Origin of the sequence: Ruminococcus sp. MCC718, assembly GCF_018783905.1 — a bacterium.
GTDB lineage: Bacteria > Bacillota > Clostridia > Lachnospirales > Lachnospiraceae > Hominisplanchenecus > Hominisplanchenecus faecis.
Window position 1 is genome coordinate 77836 of record NZ_WQNP01000003.1, and the last position, 7818, is coordinate 85653.

The 7818-nt window shown below is 38.4% G+C and carries 6 protein-coding genes; 4 read left to right on the plus strand and 2 right to left on the minus strand.

All coding sequences use genetic code 11. The features are described 5' to 3' along the window. Window positions 1-62 precede the first annotated feature (62 nt). The 4 genes from GPK60_RS00750 to GPK60_RS00765 all read left to right on the plus strand — a co-directional run bounded on the left by GPK60_RS00750 (window position 63) and on the right by GPK60_RS00765 (window position 6666). Window positions 63-3101 (plus strand): glycoside hydrolase family 2 TIM barrel-domain containing protein, encoded by a 3039-nt coding sequence (locus tag GPK60_RS00750; RefSeq protein ID WP_215658662.1) that lies wholly within the window; start codon window positions 63-65, stop codon window positions 3099-3101. 169 nt (window positions 3102-3270) lie between these two features. Beyond that, a complete protein-coding gene (locus GPK60_RS00755; RefSeq protein WP_215658663.1) occupies window positions 3271-4332 on the plus strand; it encodes an MFS transporter in 1062 nt (353 codons plus the stop codon). A gap of 351 nt (window positions 4333-4683) precedes the next feature. Then, window positions 4684-5484 (plus strand): AraC family transcriptional regulator, encoded by an 801-nt coding sequence (locus GPK60_RS00760; RefSeq protein WP_215658664.1) that lies wholly within the window; start codon window positions 4684-4686, stop codon window positions 5482-5484. Window positions 5485-5853: 369 nt separating this feature from the next. After that, entirely contained in the window at window positions 5854-6666 is an 813-nt protein-coding gene (locus tag GPK60_RS00765; protein ID WP_215658665.1) for an HAD-IIA family hydrolase, read from the plus strand. Between the two features lie 127 nt (window positions 6667-6793). Here the strand turns inward: GPK60_RS00765 and GPK60_RS00770 are convergent, their stop codons facing one another. Then, window positions 6794-7114, minus strand: a complete 321-nt coding sequence (locus GPK60_RS00770) for a Uma2 family endonuclease (RefSeq protein ID WP_022118796.1) — start codon at window positions 7112-7114, stop codon at window positions 6794-6796. Continuing rightward, window positions 7086-7709, minus strand: a complete 624-nt coding sequence (locus GPK60_RS00775; protein WP_215658666.1) for a hypothetical protein — start codon at window positions 7707-7709, stop codon at window positions 7086-7088. The genes GPK60_RS00770 and GPK60_RS00775 overlap by 29 nt, the downstream gene beginning before the upstream one ends. Between the last annotated feature and the right edge of the window lie 109 nt (window positions 7710-7818).

The following is a 7818-nucleotide window of genomic DNA, read 5'->3' on the forward strand; positions in this document are numbered from 1 at the left end:
TATAAGGTTTGCTTTAGGAAAACAAAGAACAAAAAAGTATATATATTGGAGGAGAGCTATTTATGATCGTACCACGTTATTATGAAAATCTAAGCGTACTGCACGAAAACACAATGCCAGCCAGAGCCTATTATATTCCGGCATCCAGAAGAATGGATAACTTGGTGGAACACAGAGAAGAGTCAGATCGTATGCAGTTATTGAATGGAACTTGGAAATTCCAGTATTTTAACAGCATCTATGACATTCAGGATTCTTTCTTTGAGAAGAATTATGATACAGAAAATTTTGATGAGATTCAGGTTCCAAGTGTATGGCAGATGGCTGGATATGATACACACCAGTATACAAACATCCGGTATCCATTTCCGTTTGATCCACCATATGTGCCACAGGACATTCCGTGTGGAGCCTATGTACATACTTTTGAGTACAGTAGAGATGAGAAAGCGCCAAAATCTTTTTTGAACTTTGAAGGAGTAGACAGTTGCTTTTACGTATGGATCAATGGCTCTTACATAGGATACAGCCAGGTTTCGCATATGACCAGTGAGTTTGATGTTACCGATATACTTCAGGATGGAACGAATACGGTGGCAGTGTTGGTAATGAAGTGGTGTGATGGTTCCTATTTGGAAGATCAGGACAAATTCCGTATGAGTGGTATTTTCCGGGATGTGTACATTTTGAAACGCCCAAAACAGGCAATCAGTGATTATCATATTAAAACAAGAATTGAGGATATGCTTGCGAAAGTAGAAATTGAAATGAAATTCTACTCTCCGTTAAATGTAAAAATTTCGATTGAAGATAGAAACGGAGCAGTTGTAGCACTAGGAAGTATTGCTGAAGAAGGAACAGCTGTATTAGAAATCGCAAGTCCGGAACTTTGGAATACAGAAAATCCATATCTATATAAACTGATTCTTGAAACAGAGAATGAAGTAATTGTAGATCACATTGCATTAAGAAAGATAGAGATTAAAGACCAGGTTATTTATTTAAATGGACAGAAGATTAAATTCCGTGGTGTCAATCGACATGATTCTGATCCGGTTACTGGATTTACAATCAATCCGGAACAGATTACAACCGATCTTACGTTAATGAAGCAGCATAATTTTAATGCGATCCGTTCCAGCCACTATCCGAACGCACCATTTTTCTATGAAATGTGTGACAAGTATGGATTCATGGTAATAGATGAAGCAGATATTGAAGCTCATGGTCCATTTATGATCTACAGAAAAGAAGACACTGATTACAATCGGTTCAAACGATGGAATGAGAAGATTGCAGATGATCCGGTATGGGAAGAGGCAATCGTTGATCGCGTAAAACTCATGGTGGAACGTGACAAAAACCGTTTCTGTATTGTCATGTGGTCAATGGGAAATGAGAGTGCTTATGGCTGCAACTTTGAAAAAGCACTGGAATGGACAAAGAATTTTGATCCAGACCGTATCACACAATATGAGAGTGCAAGATACCGTAATTATGATGAAACATATGATTACAGCAATCTGGATGTGTACAGCCGGATGTACCCAGCACTTTCCGAAATTCAGGAATATCTGGATAAAGATGGAAGCAAACCCTTCCTTTTGGTAGAGTACTGTCACAGCATGGGAAACGGACCTGGAGATTTTGAAGATTACTTCCAGATGATTCAGAATAATGATAAAATGTGCGGCGGCTTTGTCTGGGAATGGTGTGACCATGCGATTGCTCATGGAACTGCTGAGAATGGAAAGACTATATATGCTTATGGGGGCGACCATGGCGAAGAAATTCATGATGGCAACTTCTGTATGGATGGATTAGTATATCCGGACAGAACGGTACATACAGGACTTTTGGAATACAAGAATGTTTATCGCCCGGCAAGAGTTATTTCCTATAACAAAGAAAGCGGAGAACTGGTGCTTCATAACTACATGGATTTTGATGACTTGAAAGATTATGTAAAGATTAGTTATGAGCTGACACAGGATGGTCTTGTGATCAGCAAAGGCATACTTCCGGAGTTTTCTGTGGCACCACACGGGGAAGGAAAAACAAACCTGAAGATCAATGTTCCAGAGAATGGGAAATGTTATTTAAAACTTATTTACCATCTGAAAAAAGAATTGCCACTGTTAGATGAAGACCATATTCTTGGATTTGATGAAATTGAGGTAAGTAAAGAGGATACAAAATGTAAACTTGCAGAGAAATGGATACCAAAAACAGTGGTGGACTCTGAATTACAGGTAAATGAAAATGATACACAGATTCATATCAAGGGGCGTGAATTTGCTTATACCATAGACAAACGTACTGCACTCTTTACAGAGATGAAATTCGCAGGGCGGGAATATCTGAACCACCCGATGGAATTAAATATTTGGAGAGCTCCAACAGATAACGATATGTACATCAAGTCTGAATGGAAGAAAGCCCACTATGATAAGGCTTACACAAGAGCCTATACGACAGAGGTTGTACAGGGAAAACATGGTGTGAAGATTACAAGCCATGCTTCCGTTGTGGCAGAGACAGTACAGAAGATTCTTGATGTGACGATTACATGGAAAATAGAAGCTGCTGGAAAGATTGATGCAGATATTGCAGTAACAAAAGACGATGAATTCCCGGATCTTCCGAGATTTGGTGTGAGGATGTTCCTAGATAAAAAACTTTCAGCTGTAAGATACTTTGGAATGGGACCACAGGAAAGTTATTGTGATAAACATCAGGCTGCGAGCCACGGTTTGTACCGGGCAGATGTAGGGGATTTACATGAGGACTATATCCGTCCACAGGAAAATGGAAGCCATTATGATTGTGAATATGTAGAGCTTAACAACAGCCGATATGGAATTGTGGCATCCGCAGAAAAGGCATTTTCATTCAATGCTTCTTATTATACACAGGAAGAACTTGAGAAGAAAACGCATAATTATGAATTAATAGAATCAGATAGTGTAGTATTCTGTGTTGACTACGCATTAAATGGCATTGGTTCTAACAGTTGTGGTCCAGTTGTATTGGAGCAGTACCGATTTGATGATGTATTATTTCGGTTCCAGTTTACACTGATACCATATATAAAGGGATAATAAAGTTTCATGTAACCCGTAAACAAGGAAAGAGAGTCTGATTGTTATGTAAAGTCCGGATATACAGAGCAATCAGACAAAAACAGAGAAAAAACTAGAATTAGACATCATACTCTGTTAGACATCTTGAAATTCTAAGTGCGATGAAGATGAGGAGCAAAGAAATTCGATGGAAGAAAAAAAGTATTTGAAATGGTATAACAAAATTGGATACGGATCAGGTGATATTGCAGGTAATGTAGTCTATGCGTTCCTGACATCTTTTATGATGGTCTATCTGACGGACTCGGTAGGACTTGCTGCAGGTGTCGTGGGTACCCTGATTGCCGTATCAAAACTATTTGATGGTTTTACGGATATATTTTTCGGATCAATGATTGACAAAACACACAGTAAAATGGGAAAAGCGAAACCCTGGATGCTATACGGATATATTGGTTGTGCCATTACGCTGATCGGCTGCTTTGCAGTACCGGTGAGTTTGGGAACAACGGCTAAATATGCATGGTTCTTTATTTCTTATACACTGTTAAATAGTGTGTTTTATACAGCAAACAATATTGCTTATTCAGCACTTACGTCACTGATTACAAAGAACAGCAAAGAGCGTGTACAGATGGGATCTTACCGTTTTATTTTTGCATTTTCAACAAGTCTTCTGATTCAGGCGATTACAGTTGGATTTGTAGATAAATGTGGTGGAGATGCTGCGGCATGGAGAACGGTTGCTATTATCTATGCAATCATTGGTCTGGTCATAAATACGATTTCAGCACTTTCTGTTAAGGAACTTCCGGAGGAAGAACTTAATGAAGGAGAAGTAAAGAATGATAATGAAAAGTATGGAATGGTACAGGCATTCAAGCTTCTTGTCAAAAACAAATATTACATGATGGCATCTTGCTCTGAATACACTTATCTTACGCAGGGAAAGAGAATTGACGGAACGATGTACTCTTGTACTTCTCTTGGTGTAAAAATCGGTGGAGGTATTGGAACCGCTGTTGTTGGATGGATGCTTGAGTTCAGTGGATATGTCGGAACAAATGCAACTCAGCCACAGTCTGCACTTGATATGATGCAGTTCATGTATCTTTGGCTTCCGTTAATCTTTGATGTATTGATTATGTTTGTACTTTCAAGAATGAATGTAGAAGATGCAAATAAAAAACTGAAAGCAGAAAAAGGAATTGCTGCAGATGAAGTAACAGATGCATCAGACATAAATTAGAATTGACAGGAGAAAGCGTTGTCTGGTCATTGCTCGATGAGACAGTGCTTTTTTCTATATATAAAGTGATAGAACTGTATTTTGAAAATAAAAAAGGACCACTTCATTTTTGTGAAATGGCCTTAAGAAAATATTCAGTTTTCACAAAATAGTCCTTTTAGTATTTATACATGGTAAGGATGCTCAAAATATTCAGTGTAGAATACTAAAAGGTCATTCAGATATTTTTTTAGGTTGCTCATTTGCAATTCCTCCTTTCCTTATTTACAAATTGATTATAAGATAGGTGTAAAAGGATTGCTTGCCAAATCGAAAGAAGATATAGACAAATGTTGCAAAGGGGAGTATTTCATGCAGTTAAAATATGTTGACACAAAAGAGGAGATTATAGCAATAAATAGGAAGTCAAAACATATTGAACCACATCTTCATAATGCACTGGAGATCGTTTGTGTAACAAGTGGATCATTAGAACTTGGTGTCGGACAGGAACTATACCATATGGAAAAAGGAGATATAGGCTTTGTATTTCCAGATGTTATTCATCACTATCAGATACTGACACCCGGTGTAAATAAAGCGACTTATCTGATTGCATCGCCATTTACGATAGCCAAATTTGCAGATATCATGCAATCCATGGCTCCTGAATACCCAATCATCAAAGCGGAAAAGGTTGAACCGGAAGTATATAGGGTTATAAATGCAATTTTAGAGACAGAACAGTCGGATATTATTGTTGCACAGGCATATCTTCAAATTGTGTTGGCACGCTGCATAGGAAAATTAAATTTGGTAGAAAAGAGTAATGTGGGGAGCAACGATCTTATTTACCAGACAGTTTCCTATATATCAGCAAATTTCAAGAAGAAATTTTCGCTGGAAGAGATGGCAAAAGACCTGGGCGTGAGCAAATATATTTTATCCAGACTCTTTTCCAAAACATTCCATAGAAACTTTAATCAATATCTTAACGATGCAAGGCTGAACTATGCATGCCATCGTTTGGAAAATACGAGTGATTCTATTACAAACATTTGTCTGGATAGTGGATTTGAAAGTCAGAGAACGTTTAACCGAGTATTTAAAGAAAGATATAAAATATCACCAAGTGATTATCGAAGTACTTGTGTGAAAGAGATGTTGTCATAAAAGGTTCTGTTGATAGAAATATTTACTTTAATTTTACAGTACTATGTATTTGATTTTATGTGTGGATGATATAATATGATGTTGGGGTCAAAAGGTCTTTTGCCCCCAACTGATGTCCACGAATTGCTCCGCAGCAAGCTGCTCCCGCAATTCTGCAAACATTCGGAATCCGTTGATTTGTTACACAAATCACTCCTTCCTCATGTTTGGCGGGTCCCAAGTTCAAAAGCCTTATCATGCAAGCATGAACGGCTTTTTGACCTTTTGACCCTGGCATCATAATATAAAAATATTTGTAGAAAATAGCGCTTTATTTTATTATAAAAAGAGCAAGATGTATTTTAAAGAAACAAGAAAGGCAGGGTGCATATGAACATGAGAAAATCCATAATCGATTTTAATGAAAAAAAAGGATTCATCTGTGATATGGATGGTGTGATTTATCATGGCAATCAGATATTGCCAGGTGTTCCAGAATTCATCCAGTGGTTGCATGATGAAAAGAAAGAATATTTATTTTTGACAAATAATAGTGGATATACACCACGGGAATTAAATCAGAAACTGGCAAGGATGGGACTTGATGTGCCAGAAGAACATTTTTACACCAGCGCATTGGCAACAGCCGCTTTTTTAAAGGAACAGGCGGCAGGCTGTTCAGCATTTGTGATAGGAGAAGCAGGTCTCTTAAATGCACTTTATGATGTTGGCATTACAATGAATGATGTAAATCCGGATTATGTTGTTGTGGGAGAGGGACGATCCTATTCATTGGATACCTTAACGAAAGCAACGAATTTAGTTCTGAAGGGAGCTAAGTTGATTGGAGCAAACTCGGATGTTTCCGGACCAATCGAGAACGGAATCGCTCCTGCTTGTCGTGCATTGATTGCCCCAATTGAAATGGCAACAGGTACACAGGCATATTTCTGTGGGAAACCGAATCCACTGATGATGAGAACAGGATTGAATATGCTTGGATGTCATTCAGCAGAAGCTGTAATGGTTGGGGATCGTATGGATACAGATGTGATTTCAGGAATGGAAAGTGGTATGTCTACTGTATTGGTTCTCTCTGGATGTTCAACGAAGGATACACTCAAAACTTATGCTTATCTTCCGACAATGGTATTGAATGGAGTGGGAGATATCGCCAGTATGACAAAAGCAAAAGAGGAATAGTGTGATTAGGCAAAGCAGGAAGTGTTTCATAAAAAGTTCTTTCTGACATAATACTCTAATAACGGGGAGGTTCCCCTCCCCATAAAATTTTTTCTTAAAACTTACACAAAAAACTTGACAAACCCATCTACAGATTTATTTTGCTAAAATCAATATACAAATCTTCATAAATCCCTGCTTTGATCGTATCAGCAAAGGTATATTGTCCGGAATCACTGGTATCGAAATTATAGACAATTACAAAGTTTTTTGCCGGATCTACAATCCAGTATTCATGTACCCCGGCAGTCCGATATTTGAACAGCTTGATAAAATAGTCCATTCGCCTGCTGCCCGGTGAAACAATTTCAATGATCCAGTCCGGAGCACCATCACAGCCTTTATCTGTGAGCTTACTGGTGTCGCAGATAACACTGGTATCATGATTCTGCTTCGGAAGTGCTTTCACTTTCCGATGTTGTTTCGGCTGTCTCGGAATCTGCCGTTGTTTCCGCTTCATCGGTTAAGGTATAAAGAATATACAAATTCTCTGCTTTTTCTGGAATGTCCTTTGCTTCCACGGTTCCGCCCTGGATACTCTGGATCAATTCTTTTGATACATCAAATGTAACGGCTTTTACTTCTTCACCGCCGCTGTTTTCTGCAACGCCTTCGTAATGGATTTCATCGTATTTGTCCGGATTATTTTTCACAAACTGAATGATGTTGTAGTAGTTCTGCTCTACGGTCTGGTCTTTGGTACGTTTTGCCTGGATCTTGACTTTCAGCGTGCACACCTGTTTTCCGTTTTCGGTTGTCTCATCCTGACTTAAAACTTTGCCGTAAGTAACTGGTGCATCTGCAGAGTTACGCTTCAGGGAGCTTACAACACCACCCTGGTCAATCCAGCCCATGTCGGTACCGATGATGCTGACCGCACAGATGATAAATGCAGCAACTGCAAAGAAAATAACACCTTTCCGGTTAAAATCAAACCGCATCCGGATCTTATTCTTTTTCTTTTTTTCTTTATACATTTTCTGTTCATAAGGTTTCTTTTTCATAGCATTACCTTTTGTCGAAATCGACGATCCTTTCTACTACAATATATTTATGGTTAATATCCCTTACAGCCAGTAAGGAATTATCCATCTTGTTGCTTAAGCTGTATAA